The 17,853-nt window shown below is 51.7% G+C and carries 17 protein-coding genes and 1 tRNA gene; 8 read left to right on the top strand and 10 right to left on the bottom strand.

The annotated features are described in order from the left end of the window. Positions 1-15: 15 nt before the first annotated feature. The 4 genes from ACYVUT_RS00745 to yycF are packed head-to-tail and all read right to left on the bottom strand — an operon-like array spanning position 16 to position 5,043. Complete coding sequence (locus ACYVUT_RS00745; protein WP_439776153.1) at positions 16-816, bottom strand: two-component system regulatory protein YycI; 801 nt, start codon at positions 814-816, stop codon at positions 16-18. Then, a complete protein-coding gene (gene yycH / locus ACYVUT_RS00740) occupies positions 816-2,381 on the bottom strand; it encodes a two-component system activity regulator YycH (RefSeq protein ID WP_484499656.1) in 1,566 nt (521 codons plus the stop codon). The genes ACYVUT_RS00745 and yycH overlap by 1 nt, the downstream gene beginning before the upstream one ends. Continuing rightward, positions 2,371-4,266, bottom strand: a complete 1,896-nt coding sequence (gene walK / locus ACYVUT_RS00735) for a cell wall metabolism sensor histidine kinase WalK (protein WP_484499655.1) — start codon at positions 4,264-4,266, stop codon at positions 2,371-2,373. Before walK ends, yycH begins: the two co-directional genes overlap by 11 nt. Before the next feature lie 48 nt (positions 4,267-4,314). Next, the gene (gene yycF, locus ACYVUT_RS00730) at positions 4,315-5,043 is read right to left on the bottom strand and encodes a response regulator YycF (protein WP_270448343.1); all 729 of its coding nucleotides are present in this window, start codon (positions 5,041-5,043) and stop codon (positions 4,315-4,317) included. Between the two features lie 126 nt (positions 5,044-5,169). On the opposite strand from yycF, the gene ACYVUT_RS00725 reads away from it, so the two are divergent. From ACYVUT_RS00725 to ACYVUT_RS00705, 5 genes are all read left to right on the top strand, one after another. Then, positions 5,170-5,242 (top strand) — tRNA-Lys (locus tag ACYVUT_RS00725). A 60-nt stretch (positions 5,243-5,302) separates the two neighbouring features. Then, on the top strand, positions 5,303-6,079 hold the full coding sequence (locus ACYVUT_RS00720; RefSeq protein WP_484499654.1) for a lysophospholipid acyltransferase family protein: 777 nt from the start codon (positions 5,303-5,305) through the stop codon (positions 6,077-6,079). Positions 6,080-6,110: 31 nt separating this feature from the next. Next, complete coding sequence (locus tag ACYVUT_RS00715; RefSeq protein ID WP_484499653.1) at positions 6,111-6,935, top strand: glycosyltransferase; 825 nt, start codon at positions 6,111-6,113, stop codon at positions 6,933-6,935. A gap of 35 nt (positions 6,936-6,970) precedes the next feature. Continuing rightward, a complete protein-coding gene (locus ACYVUT_RS00710; RefSeq protein WP_484499652.1) occupies positions 6,971-7,918 on the top strand; it encodes a glycosyltransferase family 8 protein in 948 nt (315 codons plus the stop codon). Positions 7,919-7,936: 18 nt separating this feature from the next. Continuing rightward, entirely contained in the window at positions 7,937-8,800 is an 864-nt protein-coding gene (locus ACYVUT_RS00705) for a lysophospholipid acyltransferase family protein (protein WP_484499651.1), read from the top strand. A gap of 67 nt (positions 8,801-8,867) precedes the next feature. On the opposite strand, the gene ACYVUT_RS00700 is transcribed toward ACYVUT_RS00705, so the two are convergent. The 5 genes from ACYVUT_RS00700 to ACYVUT_RS00680 all read right to left on the bottom strand — a co-directional run bounded on the left by ACYVUT_RS00700 (position 8,868) and on the right by ACYVUT_RS00680 (position 14,286). Then, positions 8,868-9,335, bottom strand: coding sequence for a hypothetical protein (locus ACYVUT_RS00700; RefSeq protein ID WP_484499650.1), 468 nt, complete (start codon positions 9,333-9,335; stop codon positions 8,868-8,870). A 38-nt stretch (positions 9,336-9,373) separates the two neighbouring features. After that, positions 9,374-10,282 carry an alpha/beta hydrolase gene (locus tag ACYVUT_RS00695; protein WP_484499649.1) on the bottom strand — a complete coding sequence of 303 codons (909 nt, stop codon included), beginning with the start codon at positions 10,280-10,282 and terminating at the stop codon, positions 9,374-9,376. Between the two features lie 63 nt (positions 10,283-10,345). Next, a complete protein-coding gene (locus ACYVUT_RS00690) occupies positions 10,346-11,095 on the bottom strand; it encodes an alpha/beta hydrolase (protein ID WP_484499648.1) in 750 nt (249 codons plus the stop codon). An 18-nt stretch (positions 11,096-11,113) separates the two neighbouring features. Continuing rightward, the gene (locus ACYVUT_RS00685) at positions 11,114-12,355 is read right to left on the bottom strand and encodes an MFS transporter (protein WP_484499647.1); all 1,242 of its coding nucleotides are present in this window, start codon (positions 12,353-12,355) and stop codon (positions 11,114-11,116) included. Between the two features lie 50 nt (positions 12,356-12,405). Beyond that, positions 12,406-14,286 (bottom strand): flavocytochrome c, encoded by a 1,881-nt coding sequence (locus tag ACYVUT_RS00680; protein WP_484500877.1) that lies wholly within the window; start codon positions 14,284-14,286, stop codon positions 12,406-12,408. 180 nt (positions 14,287-14,466) lie between these two features. Here ACYVUT_RS00680 and ACYVUT_RS00675 point away from each other — a divergent pair, with 180 nt between their 5' ends. Both ACYVUT_RS00675 and ACYVUT_RS00670 read left to right on the top strand, forming a co-directional pair. Next, the gene (locus ACYVUT_RS00675; protein WP_484499646.1) at positions 14,467-15,393 is read left to right on the top strand and encodes a LysR family transcriptional regulator; all 927 of its coding nucleotides are present in this window, start codon (positions 14,467-14,469) and stop codon (positions 15,391-15,393) included. Between the two features lie 129 nt (positions 15,394-15,522). Next, positions 15,523-15,813 (top strand): hypothetical protein, encoded by a 291-nt coding sequence (locus tag ACYVUT_RS00670; protein ID WP_484501351.1) that lies wholly within the window; start codon positions 15,523-15,525, stop codon positions 15,811-15,813. Between the two features lie 39 nt (positions 15,814-15,852). On the opposite strand, the gene ACYVUT_RS00665 is transcribed toward ACYVUT_RS00670, so the two are convergent. After that, positions 15,853-16,785 (bottom strand): shikimate dehydrogenase, encoded by a 933-nt coding sequence (locus ACYVUT_RS00665; protein WP_484501350.1) that lies wholly within the window; start codon positions 16,783-16,785, stop codon positions 15,853-15,855. Positions 16,786-17,009: 224 nt separating this feature from the next. Between ACYVUT_RS00665 and ACYVUT_RS00660 the strand changes: the two genes are divergently transcribed. Next, positions 17,010-17,846, top strand: a complete 837-nt coding sequence (locus tag ACYVUT_RS00660) for a PRD domain-containing protein (protein ID WP_484501349.1) — start codon at positions 17,010-17,012, stop codon at positions 17,844-17,846. The last annotated feature ends 7 nt before the right edge of the window (positions 17,847-17,853 follow it).

Genomic DNA, 17,853 nt, shown 5'->3' with positions numbered 1-17,853 from the left:
TGTCCCTTCCTGCCCTTAATCATCCAATGTACTGTTTTGCAAAAGCTGGCCATTAAAGGCGTTGACCCGCTTCAAACTGCTGCTCTTGCTGCTCTTGTTTTCGATCCAGACCAGCCAGGTCGGGACAAAGATCACGCTGCCCCGGACCTCGGTCAATTTGGTGTAGCCCAGCTTGACCTGCATCACCCGGGAGTTGTCGGCCAGTTCCCGGGTGGTATAGAGGTTAGTGACTGCCCGCCAGGGGCTGATGGTGGCCTGCAATTCCCGCACGCTGGTCAAGTCACTCAAATAGGTCTGGTAGTAGCCCGTGATCTTCTTGTCCTTGACGTTGACCACCAGCTGGGCCAGGCTGCTGTAGACCTGCCCGTACTGGGACTTCTGCACGTAAACGTAGCTGCTGTTGCTGGAAAGGTTCTTGGCATAAACATACTGCTTGCCATGCAGCACGTAATTTTTGTCATTCTTGAATTCACTTACCGTCATCCGCTCCAGCGAAATCGCGTTTTTCATAGTCGCGTACAGGGTCTTGTCCCCTTCAGCATAGCTGGTGGACACGTCGCTGCTGAGCTTCTTGGCGGCTTCTTTCAAGTCGCTCTTGCTTCTTGTGGCCAGGTAGTAGCCCGAGTCCCCCTTCCTGGACAGGGAGGGAACCGTGATATTGTCCGACTTCATTTCAGCCTTCAAGCTGGTCGAGGTCGTCACTGAGCTGGTTGAAGAAGTCAAAGTGACCGGTGCCCGCCAGAGCTCAATCAAAAGGTAAATGTCGACCAGGCAGAAGAGGATCAGAAAAAGCCATTCAATTTTGCGATGATCCATTAGTTTTCTTCCTCCTCTGAGCTGACTGAACTTGATGATACGGCTGAACTTGAGCTGGAGCTGCTGGAACTTGAGCTGGATTCAGACACTGATTGGCTGCGGCTGCTGGAAGACGCTTCCTGACTGCTTTCCGGAGCCTGGCTGCCCGCTTGGCTGCCGCTTGAGCTGGAAGCTGAGCTTGCCTCACTGCTGGACTGGCTGGAGCTAGTTGAAGACGAGTAACTGCTGGAACTGGATCCGTCAATCAAAAGATCAGCATTTTCGGCCTTAGCCTTCTTCCAGCCAGCGAGGCTGTTCCAGCTGCCGCCTACCTTGATAAAGTAGGTTGGCACCAGAGTGATCAAGTCGCTGCGCTTCTTGTCGGCCTTGATATGGTAGCCGATGGTGATCCTCTCGATTTCGCTTTCTTTGATGCCGATGCTGTCCAGCTCTTTAAGCAAGGTCGCGGTCTTAGGCAGGGTCTTGGCCTGCCCGTCATAAGGGATCGGGATCTGCAGGTTCATGCTGCTGAAAGCCACGCTGACCGTTTCCGTTCCCATGGTCACCTGGGTTTGGGCCAGGGTGTCATTGGCAAAAATCGGATAACCTTCAATATAGTTGATATAAGCCACCGTCTTGCCGCTGCTTTCAAAAAAGCGGAGGTCCTGCTCAGCCAGGCCCAGCTGCTTGACATAAGCGGCACTTTCCAGCATTCGCTGCGTGGCCGTCCGCTCTTGGCCGGTCAGATAGTTTTGGTAAAGATACTGGTGGTCACTGCTTTTGCCTTCCTTAGGAATCTGCAGGCGCTTGGAATAGCCGGCCGTGTAGACCGTACGGCCATTCTTGGCCACCGACTTGCGGTAGCTGCTGCCCAGAAGCCTGGAGGCATAGTAGCTGCTGGACTGGTAGCTGATGAGATAGCTGTATTCCTTAACTTTAACTGCTTGAGCATAAAAAGGCACATAAAGCTTCTTCAAATGCAGGAAGCTGACCTCCTGTTTGTCTTGAGCACTCTTTACGTACTTGACCAGCTGCTGAAAAGAGCCAGACTTGATCTTCACCCGGTAAACCCGGCTGCCGCTGTCGTTGCCAAAGTAAAGATAGCGAATCTTGCTCTTGGCCGGGACAAAGACCCGGTTGAACTGCAGGCTGGAATTGGCTTGCTTCTTGCCTAAAAGCACCGTGAAATTGATCTGGTCCGGGTAGGCAAACATGATATAGTTCTGGTCATCCAGCAGTTTCTTGTAATCGGCAGAATCATCCGATACCTTCTCAATTACCCCCAGCTTGACCTTTTCCAAGTACTGGACGAACTTCAAAGGCAGGTTCCGCTTGGCGTCATGCACCTGGTAGCGGACCCCGTCTTGAAAGACATAGGTCTGGCCCGGCGCGTAAAAAGTCTGGATATTCCGGTAGTGGGTCGTCAAAGAGGCCGAACTCTGCGAAGAAGACTCATTGCTGATCCGGCTGAAGCGCTGGTCACTGGTCATCACCGTGACCCAGAGGCCGATTGAGATCAAAATCACGGTCAAGGTCGCCAGGTGGAGGAGAAAATCATTGAATTTGAACTTGAATTTAAACTTCATCCCATTCATCCTCCTCATCCATTGGTTCATATGGCAGGGCAATGTAGAAGGTTGACCCATGCCCTTCCCGGCTGTCAGCCCAGATCCGGCCGCCATGGGCCGTCACGATTTCCTTGGCGATGGCCAGGCCCAAGCCGGTCCCGCCTTGGGCCCGGGACCGGGCCTTGTCTGCCCGGTAGAAGCGGTCAAAGATCTTGCCCAGGTCCTTTCTCGGAATCCCCAGCCCCTGGTCGCTGATGCTAAGCAGGATCTGGTTCTGGTTCTGGGTCAAGCGGACCGTAATGGTCCCCCCGTCAGGGGAATACTTGATGGCGTTGTTCATGATATTGTCGATCACCCGCATCATCTGGTCGGTGTCGATTTCCACCCACAGGGCCTGGTTGCCCAGGTCCCGCTTGATCACGTATTCCTTGGTATCGCTTTGGGCCTCGCCCTGGTCATGCTCGACAATCATGTCAAAGCGGTTGAGCAGGTGGGCAACAAAGTCGGTAAAGTTGACCCATTCCGGTTCCAGCTTGGTGGCCCCCCGGTCCATTCTGGACAAGACCAAAAGGTCATTGACCATCCGGATCATCCGTTCAGTTTCCTTTTGCGTGACTTCCAAAAACTGCGGGGCAATCTCTGGATCTTTCCAGGCCCCCTCATTCAAGGCTTCAATATAAGCCCGGACGCTGGTCAAAGGAGTCCGCAATTCGTGGGAAACGTTGGAAACGAACTGCCGCTGCTCATCTTCATTTTTGATCTGCTCAGTCACGTCGTGCAAGACGCAGACGGCCCCGGACACAAAGCCCGTTACCCGCTTGATCAAGGTAAAGCTGGCGTGCAGGATCATTTCATCATCCGTACCGGCATTGACCGTGACCTGCATGTCGCTTTGGTTGGAGATCAAGTCCTGGGAAGTGTATTCGTCCCCCAGGCCCAGAACTTGGGAAATCGGCTTGTTGATCGCGTCTTCGGCCTTGATGTCCAGGAAGTCCTGGGCCATCTGGTTCATGATCGACACGTTCCCGTGCCGGTCAGTCGCGATCACCCCGTCGGTCATGTGGGACAGGACGCTGTCCAGCCGCCGGCGCTCAGATTCTGACTGCTCATTGGACCGCTCGATCTTGGCTGAGAGGGTGTTAAAGGCCGCCCCCAGCTGGCCCAGTTCGTCATTTGAGTAGATCTTGACCTGGGTCGAGTAGTCCCCGTCAGCCACTTGGATGGCCTGCTGGCGGAGCTCTTCAATCGGCCGGGTTATTGCCCGGGAAATAAACATGGAGGCAATCGCCGCCACGATTACGGCAATAAGCGAGGCCGTCAAAAACATCATCGAGACGTTGCGCAAGTTGTTGAAGACGTCAGCCATGCTGGCCCGGACATAGACTGCCCCAACGATGTTGGTCCCGCTGGTCAGGGGCACGATTTGAACCATGAAGCTGCCCTTCTGGCCGCTAGTGATCTGGGTCTTCTGCTGGCCGGAGTTGATCACTTCCCGGATATCGCCATTGTTGGACAATTGCCCCACCCGGTTTTTGTCATTTAGGTTGGACACGGCCCGGATCACGTTTTTATTGTCCACGACCTGGATCTCAGAAATCGCGTCATTGCTGTAGTCGGTGATGATCTGATTCATCTTCCGGTCAGCGCTTTTGCCATTCTTGACCAGCTGGGTAGTCAACTGGTCGGTCACGATCGACTGCAGCTGAATCGTGGTTTGAAAGTTGTCAATGCTGGTCTGCTCCATCTGCCGGGTAAAGTAGGCCCCGATGATTTCAATCGTGGCCAGCAAAAGGAGCATGAAGATAAGGGCGATCTTGGTCTGGATCGAGCTGACCAGGCGTTTAAGCCGGTGGGTCTTCTCTCTCTTCACTTTCTCTTTGCGTGCTTTTTTATCTTTCTTCATTAATCCATCCACATAAAGAAAGCCACCTCAAACAGTGGCTCTGGAAAATTATTCTTCTGTTTGCTGCTTGACGAAGTAGCCGACACCCCGCCGGGTGACCAAAATTTTCGGCCGGACCGGGTTGTCTTCAATCTTTTCCCGCAAGCGGTGAACCGTTACATCGACCGTCCGGACGTCGCCGAAGTAGTCGTAGCCCCAGACCGTCTGCAAGAGGTGCTCTCTGGTCATGACCTGGTCCATATGCTGGGCCATGTAATAGAGCAGCTCAAACTCCCGGTGGGTCAGTTCGATTTTTTCCCCATTCTTTTCGACCAGGTAGGCATCCGGCTTGATCAGCAGGTTGCCGATCTGGATATCATTGCTTTCCTGTTCTTTTTCCTTTTGCTGGTTGACTTCCACTGCCTTCTTGACGATGTCCCGGCGGCGCAAATTAGCCTTGACCCGGGCCACCAGCTCACGGTTGGAGAAAGGCTTGGTCACGTAGTCGTCCGCCCCCATTTCCAGGCCGAGGACCTTGTCAATCTCGCCGCCCTTGGCGGTAACCATGATGATCGGCATGTCGTGGGTCTGGCGGACTTCCCGGGCTACTTCCAGCCCGTCTTTCTTCGGAAGCATTAAGTCTAAAATCATTAAGTCAGGGTTGTATTCTTCAACCTTCTCGACAGCTTCCTCGCCGTCATAAGCGGTCTCTACATCAAAACCCTCTTTGGTCAAGTTAAACTTGATAATATCGGAAATCGGCTTTTCGTCGTCAACGACGAGAATTTTTTTAGGCATCATAGACCTCCTTCACTGTCCCTATTATACTTGATTTGTTCGCGAAATTAAAAAAATTACAATTAATGTAAAAAAGGAGATTGCTTTTGCTGAGATTTATGGCATAATAAAAGTGTTGGTTGACACGGGTCGTTAGCTCAGCTGGCAGAGCACCGGACTCTTAATCCGGGTGTCCAGGGTTCGATCCCCTGACGACCCATCATCCCTAAGCACTGCACTCGCAGTGCTTTTTTTATTTTACAGCAAGCGGGGACTTTTTATGAGTAAAAAGACTTACTACTACCACAGCGAAAGCGAGGACCTGGTCAGTTCTGCCCAGCAGGACTTCCAACTCCCAGACGACTATCAGGTCTTCCGGAAGGGATTTGGCTGGCGAATCTGGAATGGTTTAGTCCGCAGCCTGGCCTGCGCCTTTGCCTGGCTCTACTCCCGCCTCTTTTTATTGGTCAGAGTCAAAGGCAAGGAAAAATTGCGCCCCTTTAAAAAGCAGGGCTACTTTGTCTACGGCAACCACACCCAGATGCTGGGTGACCCCTTCACCCCCATGACCATCGTCAACCCCTACCGCTACTATGCCCTGGCTGCCCAGGCCAACTGGGGTATTCCTTTTTTAGGCAAGTACGTAATTCCCGTGGCCGGCCTGCCGGTCGGGAAAAACATCAAGCAGTCCATCAGCCTGCTCAAGGACGTCAAGTACGCCTATGAAGAAAAGAAGGCGGCTATCGTCATCTACCCGGAAGCCCACCTTTGGCCCTACTACACCAAGATCCGCCCCTTCCCGGCGACCAGCTTCAACTTCCCGGTCAGCTTAAAGGCCCCGGCTTTTGCCATGACGACCACCTACCAGCCCTGCCGCTGGAGAAAACGGCCGAAAATCACGGTCTACATCGACGGTCCCTTTTACCCGGACAAGAATTTGGGCAAGAAGGCGGCCCAGGAAAAGCTGCATGATGAAATTGCTCAAAGCATGCGGGAGCGGGCAAAACTGAGCACTTGCGAGTATTGCTCGTATGTTAAAATTGACAGTAGGAAATAGGATTTTTTCTACTAAAAAAGGAGGCAGAATCATGAACTTTCTTTTTTGCGGTGACCACAACGCTGAAAGAGGCGTGCTGATTGCCGTTTTATCACTGCTGAAAGCCGAGCGCGGCGAGGAAATTCACGTCTACATCCTGACCATGAAGGCCCACAGCAAACACCGGTCCTTTAAGCCCTTCAGCCAGCACGCGGCTGACTTCATCCGTTCTCTCATCGTGGCTGACAATCCTAACAGCAGCCTGGAACTGATCGACTGCACCGAAAACTTCATCAAGGAGCCGCCGACGGCCAACATGGGCACCCGCTTCACCCCATATGCCATGCTCCGGCTTTTTGCCGACGAGCTGCCGCAGATTCCCGACCGCATCCTCTACCTGGATGACGACGTGATCATCCGCCGGCCGGTTGACCAGTTCTACACTCAGGACTTGGCCGGGACGGAACTGGTTGGGGTTCTGGACTACTTCGGCCGCTTCTTCTTCCACAATCAAAAGAAGCTTTTTGACTATCTAAATTCCGGGGTCCTCCTTTTGAACATGCCGGAAATCAAGCGGACTGGCCTCTTTAAACGTGTCCGGCACTTGATGCAGGTCCAGAAAATGTTCCTGCCTGACCAGACGGCCATCAACAAATTGGCCAAGGAAAAGCGGATTGCCCCGCGCAAGTACAATGAGCAATACGCCCTCCAGGACGACACGGTCATCCAGCACTTTACCACCAGCTTCCGCTTCTTCCCTTACTTCAGAACCCAGACGGTCAAGCCTTGGGACGTGAAACGGGTCCACAGCGTGCTCAACCTGCACGAATATGACGACCTGCTCAATGAATACCTGCAGCTGAAGGACCAGCTGTAAGACAAAAAGAGCAAGACTGCTTTCGGAGGAAAGAAATGACGATTCCAATTTTTTACACCATCAGCGACGACTTTACCCCCTACCTGGCCGTATCTTTGAGCTCTTTGGCGAAAAACGCCGGAAGTCAAAACGACTACACAATCATCATCCTGCACCAGGGATTGAGCCCAGCCAACCAGCAAGCCCTGGCTGCTTTTGAAAAAGACAATGTCAAGATCATCTTCCGGCAGCTGGATGACCAGCTTTTTGCCCAAATCCAAAATAAAAAGGGCAACTATCTCCGGGCCGACTTCTTCACCCTGTCGATCTTCTACCGCCTTTTCATCCCGGACCTCTTCCCCGAATACGACAAGGCTGTTTATATCGATGCTGACACGGTCGTGAACGCCGACATCGCCGGCCTCTACCAGACGGAATTGGGAAACAACCTGGTCGCTGCCTGCCATGACCAGTCGGTCCACTACATTGAGCCCTTGCAGACCTACATCAGAGACTGCCTGGGGATCGATCCGGACAAATACGTCAACTCCGGCGTTTTGGTCATGAACTGCCAGGCCATGCGGGAAGAAGGCTTTTTAGACAAGTTCCTGCAGCTACTGTCGACCTACCAGTTCAACTCGATCGCCCCTGACCAGGACTACTTAAACGAGATCTGCTCTGGCCGGATCAAATTGCTGGACCCACGCTGGGACGCCATGCCTAACGACTTTGACCAGGAAATGGCCGGCCCTTACTTGATCCACTACAACCTCTTCTACAAGCCTTGGCACTTTGAAGAAGTCAAGTACGGCAGCTACTTCTGGCAGGCTGCAAAAGAGACGCCTTTTTACGAAGAATTGCAAAAGCAGCTGGCTGCTTTCAGCGACCAGGACCGGAAGGACGAACTGGCCAAGATGCAGGGCATGGTCGACATGGTCGGCCAGATTTTGCAGGATCCGCAAAACTGGTTCCACGTGAAACAGAAAGTCAAGGTTACCCTGTAAGGAACTAAGGAGAATAAGATGATTATCGGTGACAAGCGCCTGGACGTGATTCACAATATCAAGCAGGCCGCGAACGAACGGAACTTTACCGCCAAGACAGAAATCGGCGATCCAATGATGACCAGCGAGGAAAAGCTGGCTCTGGTGGAAGACTTTTGGCAAAAGCAAGACAAGGTCAAGACAAAATTTGACGGGGCCGTGGGCCACGAGCTGCTGCAGGCTTTGACCAAGACGATTTCTGGTTCAACCAAGGTAACTGGTATAGATAAGCTGAGTGGCCTGCCAAAAGGCGGGGCCATCGTGACCGCCAACCACTTCAACCAGATCGACGCTTTGGCTGTTAACCGCCTGGCTCAAAAGGCCCACCGGCGGATGGACATCGTGATTGAGGAGACCAACTTGAAGCTGCCGGGCTTCTTCTCCTACATCATGAACAATATGGGTTCAATTCCTTTGACCCAGAGTCCCAACTACCTGGGCCGGGAATTCATCCAGCACTTGAACCACGCCTTTAATCAGGATCACTGGGTCCTGATCTTCCCGGAGCAGGAGATGTGGTGGAACTACCGCAAGCCCCGCAAGCCGCAGCGCGGAGCCTACTACTTCGCGGCCAAGTGCAACGTGCCGGTGATTTCGACTTTTGTGGAAATCCAGGACCTGCCAAAATTGGAAAAGAAGAACGAGCACTTCTACCAGACCCGGTACACCGTACATGTTCTGGACGTGCTTTACCCGGACCCGACCAAGACGGCCAGCGAGAATGCCAGCCGCTTGATGGAAGAAGATTACAAGCTGAAGGTCCAGGCCTACGAAAGAATCTACAAGAAGAAACTGGACTATGACTTCACCAGCTGGGATATTGCCGGCTGGCGGGGAGAATAATTTTTGCCAGAGACAAAAAGATCATGAAGGAAAATTGCTCCTTCATGATCTTATTTTTTATTGGCAATTACTTGACGTATTTTTCCGCAACTTTCTTGCCCAGCCAGACAGCCGCGAAAGAAGCGATGTAGGATACGATGAAGCATGGGATCCAGGCTTCCTTGCAGCCGTTAAGGTAGGCGGTCATCCGCGCTGCCTTAGGGATAGACTCGTTGTAAAAAATGCTGGCACCAGTACAGATAAAGGTGTTGAGCGTGTTCAAAACGGCGGAAGGGATAATCCCTTGGACCAGCTTGAAGGCAACCGTGCCTTCTTTTAAGTGGAAGAGGCCGGCAAACCAGTCACCCCAGGCGTTGTAAGGGATGAACAAGCTGAAGAAAAAGACAATCAAGTTGATTTCCGCAGTCAATTCAAACAGGTTAACCCAGTTGAATGGCAGGTGGTTCAAGATGATGATAAAGATGGCCATCACCAGGCCCATGAACATGGACAATACAGAAGTCAAAATGGTGCCAAAGTGGCTTTTGTAGAACATAGTATTACTCCGATCCTAAAATATTTTTTGTGTCTGTTTTACAACAGGTGGTACAAGTTATTCTCACTGAGCCAGCCCAAGTAGAGTTTTGTCCAAGAAGCAGCTTGCGGGTCGCTAAGAGAATGATCTGGCCGGCCATCAGTCCGCTTGTCTGCCAAGGACATTCCGTGATTGCCCTTTTGATACATATGGAACTCAAACGGAACTTTATTTTTGGCTAGGTCACCGGCAAAGTTAATCGCATCCCCAACATGACAGTTTAAATCTTCCGTCGTTCCCCAAATGAAGGTCCGCGGAAACTGGCTGGTCACTGCCTGATCCAAGTTGATCATGGCAATTCTTTCAGCTGACTGGTCCAAGCCAGTTGCCGCGTAATTGATCAAGTCCACGCTAACCTTGACCTTGTTCAAAACTGCAATATTATGATTATTCAAATCGACCATCTTGATAGCCGGGTAGCAAAGGCCTACTGAATCTGGCCGCATCTGTTCTGCTTTCAAGCCTGTCAGCTTGGCCAGCCAAGGAGTCTGCCAGTAGGCAGCCAGCTGAGCCGTTAAGTTACCACCGGCTGAAAAGCCAATCACATTTATGCTTTCCGGATCGAGTTGCCATTCTTCAGCATGTCTTCTGACTTCAGCAACCAGCTTTGCCAAGTCAATCAAGGGATTGGGAAATGCACTGACTGGATCGCGGCTATAGTCATGATTTCCATCAAAAAATTCTGCTCCCTCAGTCGCGTAGTCAAAAATGGCACATGAGAAACCTGTGCTGATGAACTCAAAGGCGATTGGTTCTCTCTCCCGCCAGGCCGTGTAGCAGTAAGCCCCGCCCGGCACGATGATTAGGAAAGGCGCTTTGCGTTTTTCATCAACTGACGCGTCGGCTTCTTGGATGTAGTAACTGGCCTTGGCGCCCCGGTCGCCGATTTTTTTAGTAAAAATTTTCATTGCTCTCACCCATTTTTTCAAAAATAATAGGCTGCCAAACAGCAGCCTACATAATTCAAAGGATTAATCAGTCAAAAAGTTCAAAACGCGATCATAGACTTCATCGCGGTTTTGGTGCAAGCCGTGGTCGCTGCCCGAGATCAAGTGGAATTCGCAGTTATCATAGATGGCCTGGTAGTGACGGCCTGCGTAGTTATTGACGATCTTGTCATCTTCGCCGTGCAGAACCAGGACTGGTCCGCGGTAGGCAGCCGCGGTGTTATAAATGTTGATGAACTTGGCGGTTCTGAAGTACCAGCCGTTAAGCTTGAAGTCGCCAAAGTCCAGCTTGTCCGGTACGACGTTAGGGTCATACTCTTCACCCATGCAGGTGCCGATTCTTGCATCGTCAACCAGGGTTGCGGCCGGTGACATCAGCACCAGCTTGGAGATCTTATCGGCGTAAAAGCCGGCCATCATTGATGACAAAACCGCGCCTTGGGAGTGGCCGATCAGGTAGATCTTCTTGATGCCCTTCAAGCCCGAAACATACTTCATGACTGCTTCGTAGTCTTCCAGTTCGTTGAAGATCGACATATTGTCCAGAGGACCTTCGCTTAAGCCGTGGCCGTTGAAGTCAAAGCGGACCGTAGCCAGGCCCTTTTCCTGCAGCTTTTCCGCAATCACTGGCAGCAAATCGTTGACCTTCGGGTCCATCATGCCCACAAAACCGTAAGCCAGGATGGCCAGGTCGTATTCTTCACTGTCTGGAATTGATACCTTAGCGGCCAACTTGAGGCCGTCCCGCATGATCGTTACGTCTTTTTCACTCATTTTTTTATTCTCCTGTTCTTAGCTTTCCAAGTTGGTAATGTTCTTTTTTGCCCGCTTGTTTTGGCTGATGCGAACGATGATGCCGAAGACAACCCCAATAACTGCGATGACCATGTTCATCAGCAGGATTACTCTAGGAGCGTTGCTGCCGGCAGTTGCGGTGATTGAACCGCAAGCCCGGATAACCAGCCAGTTGGACAAAGCGTTGCCCAAGCCGACGATTGAGATGGCAGTGGCCTTGTGAGCTGGGTAAAGGCCAGCCAGCAATGCGACTGCCAGCTGCATCAAACCACCGGCTGCAAACCAACCCATGATTGCGGCCAAAACATACAGAAGCGGACCGCTTTGTACAAAGTAGGACAAGAGCAGGCCAGCGGCACAAACTGCCGGGTAGACAATCAAAATCGTTGATTCACGGACACCCTTAGCCACCATTGCTGAAGTAGTCAAAACTGAGACCAGAGAGGCAATTGCGTAAACTGATTGCAGCATCGCCGGGTTAGATAAGCCGTACAGCTTGCCCAGTTCTTGATTGGTGTTGGTCCACACCATAAAGACAGCAGTAGTACTGAAACCCATCAGCCCCAAAATTACAGCTTCCAGAGTTACTTTCATCTTTGGCTTGGCAACATCTGCCGAAGCAATTTGCTCAGCAGCAGCTTGCTTGTCACCACCAACTTCCGGAAATGGCAGGAAAAAGCAAGCTACGCCAATCACTGCATAAACAATTGCAATGCCCCAGAAAGCAACTTGGAAAGGAATATGTTGGGCGTTAAAAGCAACAATGACGAATGGCAGAATGAATTGCCCGAAGCTGACAAAGAATTTTGTCAAAACAGTCAGCATTGACCGCTTATCTGGGTAAGCGTCCTGCATTGATGGGGTCAAGCCAGCATTCATGAATGAGTTGCCGATCCCGCCAATCAAAGAGCAGACGTACGCTACTGTTACGTTAGGTGCCAGCATGAAACCGGCAAAGTTGATGACCGTGCACAGGCAAGCCATGATAGCCGCAAACCGGCGACCAAACTTGTCGGAAATCGGGCCTGCCAGAGTACCAATGATCCCCCCGACCCCAACAGCCGAGCTTACCGAGAGTACTGCGGCGATATTGCCTTTCTGGCCCCAAAGTGCGGCCAGTTGTGGCTTGTATTGAGCGGAGATTGACATGATAATCCCGCACATTAAAAACGTGGTGTAAACGGCTACGGCCGTGGACAAATAGCTGCGCTTTTTGCCACTTGTTACAGTTGCATCCAACTTTCTTCTCCTAAAAAATAATCGTATTTTTATTACTTTTTACTCGTTTATTAGTGCTGGGATGCCCCGCTGACCGCGTCAGCCGCTGGAGCTTCTTCGTTGGCCGTGTCGGCAGCGATCCGGCCAAAGGTAAAGATGTCAGCCAGGGAGTTCCCGCCCAAACGGTTGCCGGCGTGCAGGCCGCCCGCGTTTTCACCAGCTGAGTACAAGCCCGCGATGACGTGGCCTTCTTCGTCCAATACGTGGGCTTTGGTATCGATGACCAGACCGCCCATAGTGTGGTGGATGGCCGGCTTCCGCGGAGTTGCGTAGAATGGTGCGACTTCGCACTTCAGGTGGAAGGCGCTCTTGCCGAATTCCGGGTCGTGGCCGGCATCAACGTAAGAGTTGTACTTCTTGATAGTGTCGGTCAATACTGCTGGGTCCATCCCCACCTTTTCAGCCAGTTCTTCCAGAGTATCAGCTCTGAACAAAGTGCCGGCTTCAACTTGTGCGTCGATTGATTCTTGCGTGGTGTTGTAGGCCGTTTCCTTGATCTTGTCGTCGGCAATCAGGTAGAAGAGGCCACCGTTGTCGATCGCTGCCTTGGCCAGAGTGTCACGTTCCGCAAATTCGTTAACGAAGCGTTTACCCTTTTGGTTGACCATGATGAAGTTTTCTGGCGGAGTTTGCAAGCCAGTGAAAAGTTCCCCGGTTACCGGGTCAGAAACTGGCATGAGTTGAATGAAGCCCATCCCAGTCAAAGCAGCACCTGCTTCTTGGCCCAGAGCGATACCGTCACCGGTGATGGCTGGTGAGTTGGTCGTGGCGATGTCGTCAGCAATTTCACTCCAGTAAGTGTTGTACTTTTGCACCATCTTGGTGTTGGCACCGAAGCCGCCGGCAGTCAAAATCACGCTCTTGGCGTGGACAGTTACCTTGGAGCCGTCAGTCTTTTCGGCAATCACGCCGGTAACCTTGCCGCCTTCAATGATCAAGTGCTTGGCCCGGGTTTCAGTCAAAACGGTTGCCCCATGTGCCTTGACCCAGTCGCCCAAAACGTGGATGAAGGCAAAGCCCATTGGTTCAACCGGCTTGTGGCCTCTGCGCCATAAAGCACCAACTGGCATGGTTACGTCGCTGCGGTCAAACTTCACGCCCAAGTCGGTCAGCCAGTTGACTGAGTCCAGGACATTGTTGACCAAGGTCGTTACCAGTTCGTACTTGCCGTGGATTTCGTTGCCCTTCAGGTCTACCCGCTTGCCGCCGAGGTAGGTTTGAATTTCGTGCAAAAGAACTGAGTCAAAGAGGTAGTCTTCACCTGAGTCAAGGTAAGCCTTGATTTGGTCACGCAGCTTTTCGAAGTCTTCCACGTATTCTGGGTCGATTTCGCTGGTTGGCGTTTCAGCCAGTTCCTGTAAGGTTTCCTTTTCACCAGGCAGAGCCTTGAAGCCCTTTTGCCATTCAGGTTCAGCCGCGTTCATTGGACCACCGGCCCGGGCAGTGTTGCCGCCCAGTTGCGGGAACTTTTCCAGAATAACAACTTTCTTATCATGTTGCAGAGACCGGGTAGCAGCGGCCAGACCAGCCCCGCCAGCACCGATGACAACCACGTCAGTGTCGTATTCTTCATCCTTGGCTGCTGAAGAAGCTGGCTTGTCGCGCTTCTTCCATTCTTCAGCATCCCCGCCGGCTTCATTGATCGCTTCGGCGACCCCGTCGATCACCCCTTGTGAGGAGATTGAAGCCCCGGAAACGGCGTCGACGTTCAAGGTTTGCCCGTCGATGATGGCCTTTGGCAGGCGCTTGAAGACTTCATCAGCGATCCCGCTGGTTTCTCCGGCTGAGTCAACCGTGATGTCCGCCACCTTGTCGTTTTCAATAGTGACTTCCATTGGCATGAATGATGAGCCGTGGCCTTTGGCCTTAACCTTGTAGGTACCTGATTTCATTGACATGATTTTTGCTCCTTTGTTTATATTTTTATCAGCTTGTTAGCGTTTTCTTTACTTGATAAGTCAATTCTAATATTTTCCCGATAAAAAATGAACGACTTTTAATATTATCAACCGATAACATCTGTGTTATCGTAAAAACAAGACTTTTTTAGCAAAAAATGGAGACAAAAGAAAATGAACGATCCCGACATCATGCTCAACTACCTGGAAGTCCTGCTCAAGGAAAGCAACTTCACCCGGGCTGCCGAAAACCTCTACATTTCCCAGCCCTACCTGACCCAGCTGATCAAGCGGGTGGAAAAGAAGCTGGGAACCACCATCATCAACCGGGACAAGGTTCCCTTTACCCTGACTGAATCCGGCCAGATCTACTACCAGTACCTGGAAAACATTTCTGCCCAGCGCCACCAGCTGGCCAACGCCCTGGAGCGCTTCAGCAACCACAAGGAAGAAGTCATCCGGATCGCCATTCTGGAAAGCCTGGGCACCTTCCTTTTGCCTAAAATCCTGCCCGCCTTCTTGGACAAGCACCCCCAGGTCAAGATCCAGATCGCTGAAGGCTTCCCCCACACCAGCGAAGACCGGCTCTTGGGCGGGGACGTCGACTGCTATATGGGGCAAACGCCGGAAACTGTCGCGCAAGGAATTGACACTTATATCAATGGCGGGGAGGTCTACTATATTGTGATCCCGGAAAATTCCAAATACTATCTCAAGGACCGCTTCATCCTCGATCCAGCTGATTATGATCCCAAAGAGCTGCTCCAGCAGCCTTTTGTCTTAAGCAACGGCGAATCCGCCATCCGCCACCAGGTCAATGGGCTCTTTCATTATTTCCGCGTCCGGCCAAATGTCCGGATGACCTCCAACAGCGTCATCACCGCCACCAACCTGGCTGTCAATGGGGTCGGCTTTACGGTCTCCTCAGCCAGCATCTTGAAGCGGCTGGAGCACCTGCCAATCAACCTCTACCCCCTTGATCCCAAGCAGATCAAGCTGACCTATTTTATCGGCGTCCGCCGCGGGGCTGACCTCTCGCCAGCCTTAAAGGACCTGGTCGAGGCCTTCCAAGCGGCCGAGCTGCAGGAAGAGATCAGCTAATTCAAATATTTTTTGGAGAAAATAAAACCCTCTACCCCGTGCTCACGCTGGTGGTATACTACGGGAAAGAAGGCTTTTGACGAGTTAATCAAGGAATTGGAAAAAAGAGATAAGAACGAGGTGACTACCATGACTGAAGTAATGCCACAATTTATCCAGGTCAAGCTTGATCGGGCCAAGAAGGAAACGACTGAAGAAGTGACTGCAAAGGTGACCAAGGAAGTCACTAAAGAAGTGACTAAAGAAGTGACTAAAGAAGTGACTAAAGAAGTGACTAAAGAAACGACCGAGAAGGTAACTAGAGATCACTTGATCAACATTCTGAACACCACCAACTTAACTCCAGACGGAGCCATGGACCTCCTGGGCATCCCCGAGGCAGACCGGGCCATGTACAAGAAGCTGCTCAAGAAGAAGTAAGCAGCAAAAAAGCGGACAAGCCAAACTTGTCCGCTTTTCTTACGCCTTAGCGACGATTTCCTTGATGTAGTCAACCGGCATCTCCTTGCCAGTCCAGAGCTTGAAGGACTCTGCTCCTTGGCCGACCACCATGCCCAGACCGTTATAGATGTGCTTGACGCCGGCCTCTTTGGCGATCTTCATCAACTTGGTCTCCCGCGGTTCATACACCGTGTCGCTGACAACCATGTCCTCATGCAGCCAAGATGGATCTTCCACCAGTGACAGGTCGTCCAGTGGCGGCATCCCTACTCCGGTCGCGTCGCAGTAGATCCTGGATTCAGCGATCGACTGCTTGAAAGCTTCCTTGTCTTCCATTGGGTTCAAGCTGCAGACACAGTCAGTCGCTTCATTGATCGCGGCTACCTTGCCTTTGGCTGGTTCCCAGTTGCGGTCGTGGATATTAAAAATTCTGATTTCCTTGGCTCCGCCCATAGCCGCGGCTACAGCAATCGGAATCGCTGCCCCGCCGGCACCGGCTAAAGTCATGACCTGCCCCTTCACGTCCTGGCCGTCTTCTTGCAAAGACCGCAGCCAGCCCGTCCCGTCAGTGGTATAGCCCGTCAAAAAGCCATGGTCATTGACCACCGTGTTGACCGCCCCGCAGATTTTTGCTGCCGGATCCAGCTTGTCCAGGTAGGGGATGATTGCCTGCTTGTTTGGCATAGATACATTGGCTCCCCGCATGTCCAAAGTCCGCAGAGCCTTGACCGCGTCCTCAATCCGGTCCGGCCCGATCTCAAAGCAGAGATAGGCCCCATTCAAGCCCAGCTTAGCCATGGCATTGTTGTGCATGGTCGGTGAAACTGAGTGTCTGATTGGATTCGCGAACAGGCCCAACAAGATGGTATGTCCGTCCAGCCAGCCCGTCACTGGTCCGGTAATCCCGTTGATTTTTACCGGTAAAATGTCATTGCTTCTTTCGTCAGTCATCTTTTCAGTCCTTTGTTTTTATCTCTAAAAAATATGCTAGCGCTTGCCACTCTATAAAGAAAGGCAATCTGCCACTTTTATCAATCTATTTTTTCTATTGTTTTACCAATAATTTCAAAAATACCCACTAAACTCTCTATGTAAAAAGCAGGATTGACAAAATCTCTCTGTTAACGCTAACATTGAATAATGACGCGATTATGATTTGTTAACGAGGACTTGCTATGGAATTTATCAAAAACTACAACAACAACGCTGCCCTTGTCAAAGACTCAGCTGGCAAAGACTGGGTCGTAATTGGCAAGGGGATTGGCTTTGGGCTTAAACCAGGGATGCCTGTCGATGAAAGCAAAATCGAACGCCGCTTTAAAGCTCAAGACGAAATCGACCAGGTCGAACCGGACATCGTCAAGGGCATTGATCCCCAGTCCTTTGCCGCCACTGACCAGGTCTGCGAAATGCTGGAAAGCAAGTACGGCATCTCCTTTACCGGCTACCAGTACTTTGCCCTGGCTGACCACATCGACTTCATGATCAAGCGGACCCTGGACGGAGCGGAACTCAACCCAATGAGCGGCAGCTGGGAAACCAAGACCCTCTTTCCAAAAGAATACGCCGCGGCTAAAGAAGCCCTAAAGATCATCTCTGACACTGTCCACCTAGAATTCGATCAATCTGAGGCCGTATCTTTAACCTACCACTTCATCAATGCTGAATCAGACGGCTCCAAACTGCAAGATACCATGCGGATGACCCGCTACTTGGGCGGGATTGTCAATATTGTCCAATACCAATACGGGATCACCCTGGACACAGACAGCTTCAATTATGAACGTTTCATCACCCACCTCCGGGCCTTGATCATCCGCCACTTGACCGGCAAGGAAAATAGCGCCGAACTGGACCCAGCCCTCCTGCAGCTGATGGTTGCCAAGTACCCAAAAGAAAAAGACACGGTCGACCGGATTGCCCAATATCTCAAGCGGGAAGATGACTGGACCCTGTCAGCCGATGACCAGACCTACTTGATTCTTCACATCTGGCGGGTGACTCACCGCTAAAAAATAA

This window comes from Lactobacillus sp. WILCCON 0059, from assembly GCF_057197985.1.
The sequence above is the reverse complement of the archived record's forward strand: the minus strand, read 5'-3'. Positions and strand labels throughout refer to the sequence as shown.